The 1,993-nt window shown below is 70.3% G+C and carries 3 protein-coding genes and 1 pseudogene; 3 read left to right on the top strand and 1 reads right to left on the bottom strand.

Annotation, left to right across the window (positions count from 1 at the left end):
* A partial coding sequence (locus tag AC01Y6_RS10265; RefSeq protein WP_476671416.1) for an Nramp family divalent metal transporter occupies positions 1 to 263 on the bottom strand: 263 nt, incomplete at its 3' end.
* Positions 264 to 350: 87 nt separating this feature from the next.
* Here AC01Y6_RS10265 and AC01Y6_RS10260 point away from each other — a divergent pair.
* From AC01Y6_RS10260 to AC01Y6_RS10250, 3 genes and pseudogenes are all read left to right on the top strand, one after another.
* Positions 351 to 800, top strand: a complete 450-nt coding sequence (locus tag AC01Y6_RS10260; RefSeq protein ID WP_476671414.1) for a c-type cytochrome — start codon at positions 351 to 353, stop codon at positions 798 to 800.
* Between the two features lies 1 nt (position 801).
* Positions 802 to 1,461 carry a response regulator transcription factor gene (locus AC01Y6_RS10255; protein ID WP_476671412.1) on the top strand — a complete coding sequence of 220 codons (660 nt, stop codon included), beginning with the start codon at positions 802 to 804 and terminating at the stop codon, positions 1,459 to 1,461.
* Positions 1,458 to 1,993 (top strand): annotated as a pseudogene (locus AC01Y6_RS10250) (hypothetical protein); the annotation flags it as partial. The gene AC01Y6_RS10255 and the pseudogene AC01Y6_RS10250, both read left to right, overlap by 4 nt.

Raw genomic sequence — 1,993 nt, 5'->3', positions numbered from 1 at the left:
CGGCCCAGGCGGCCAGGGTAGCGGGCCTTGAGGTGCTCCGCCAGGTCCCGGCCCGTGGCCACCCCGAGCTTGGCCGCCAAGGCCTGGAAGAGCATCGCCATGGCGCTGGAGAGGGTCACCACGAAGAGGAGGCTGTAGCCGTAGCGGCTTCCGGCCTCGAGGCTCGTGGCCCAGTTCCCCGGGTCCATGTAACCCACGGAGACCAGGAACCCGGGGCCCAGGTACCACCACCAGGGCCGGGTTTTAGGTATGCCTAATCCCATGGTGCCCAGTATACACCCCCTTCTTCGGAAGCGGGGCTTCAGCCTGCTTTCAGGTGCGGTGGCATACTAAAAGCCTGGAGGTGAAGCATGGGCAAGCAAAAATGGGTGTACGCAGTCCTGGCCCTCGGCCTCAGCTTGGCCTTCGCCCAAAACGGCCAGGCCCTCTACAGCCAGCACTGCGCCACCTGCCACCAGGCGAACGGGCAGGGCATCCCCGGGGCCTTCCCGCCCCTGGCGGGCCACGTGCAGGAGATCCTCGCCAAGAAGGACGGGCGCACCTACCTGGTAGACCTCGTCCTCTACGGGCTCCAGGGCCAGATCAAGGTGAAGGGGCAAGCCTACCAGGGGGCCATGCCCGCTTGGGGGCAGCTCAAGGACGGGGAGATCGCCGCCATCCTCAACTACATCGCCCAGGCCTTCGGCAACAAGCCTCCCGCGGGGTTCAAGCCCTACACCGCCGGCGAGGTCGCCAAGGAGCGGGCCCAGAAGCTCACCCCGGACAAGGTCCTGGCCCTGAGGAAGTCCCTCGGGCTCTAGCGTGGCCCGCCTTCTCCTCCTGGAGGACGACCGCGTCCTGGGCCAGGCGGTGGCCGAGGCCCTGGCCCACCATGGCTTCCAGGTTCGCTGGGCCAAGGGGGAGGAGGAGGCCTGGGGCCTGGTCCTCGCCGAACCCCTGGACGCCCTCATCCTGGACGTGCGCCTTCCCGAAGGGGAGGAGGCGGGCTTCCGCTTCGCCCGGGAGCTCCGCCAGGCGGGCGTTCAGAGCCCCATCCTCTTCCTCACCGCCAAGGATGCCCTGGAGGACCGGCTCCTGGGCCTCGAGGTGGGGGAGGACTACCTCACCAAGCCCTTCCACCTCCCGGAGCTCGTCGCCCGGGTGCGGGCCCTCCTTCGAAGGGGGGAGGTGCGGCCCACGAGGGTGGAGGTGGGGGACATCGTCCTCGAGGTGGAGGGGCGCCGGGTGCGCAAAGGGGGGGCCCCCGTGGCCCTCACCGCCAAGGAGTACCAGGTCCTGGAGCTCCTCCTCCTCAACCGGGGGCGCCTCTTCACCAAGGAGGAGATCTTGGAAAGGGTCTGGGGCCCCGGGTACGAGGGGGAGTCCAACCTGGTGGAGGTCTACGTGAAGAACCTGCGCCGCAAGCTGGGAGACGACCTGATTGAGACCGTGCGGGGCCTGGGCTACCGCGTGCCCGAATGAGCCTCAGGGCCCGCCTCGCCCTCCTCACGGGGTTCGTGGCCTTCGCAGGGCTTGGCCTCGGGCTTTTCCTCTCCAGCCTCCTCCTCTCCCGGCTGGCCCTCTCCGAGGTGGACCGGACCCTGCGCCTCCAGGCCCACACCCTCCTCCAGGAGGCCCTGGCCGAACCCGACCACCAGCCCTCCCCCGAGGAGGAGGCGGACCTCCTCTTCGGCGACTTCCCCGCCGCCGCCTGGGTCTACCGGGAGGAGCGGCTCCTCTGGCAGGGAGGGCTTCCCGGGGCCCCGGAGCTGGTGCGGAGCGTGGCCCCAGACCGGCCCGCGAGCGTGGGAGGCTGGCGGGCTTTGGCGGTGGAGCGGGAGGGGCTGCGGGCGGTGGTGGCCCAGCCCCTCGGGGTGGTGGAGCGCCTCACCCTCCTCTACCTCCGCCTCGGGCTTCCCCTCCTCCTCCTCTCGGGCCTCTTCTCCGGGGGCCTGGCCTACCTCCTCCTCCGCACGGTCCTTAGGCCCCTGAACCGCCTGGCCGAGGCCGCCCT

The organism is Thermus sp., assembly GCF_056332225.1.
Note: the sequence above shows the minus strand (reverse complement) of the source record. Positions and strands in the feature narration are given on the sequence as shown.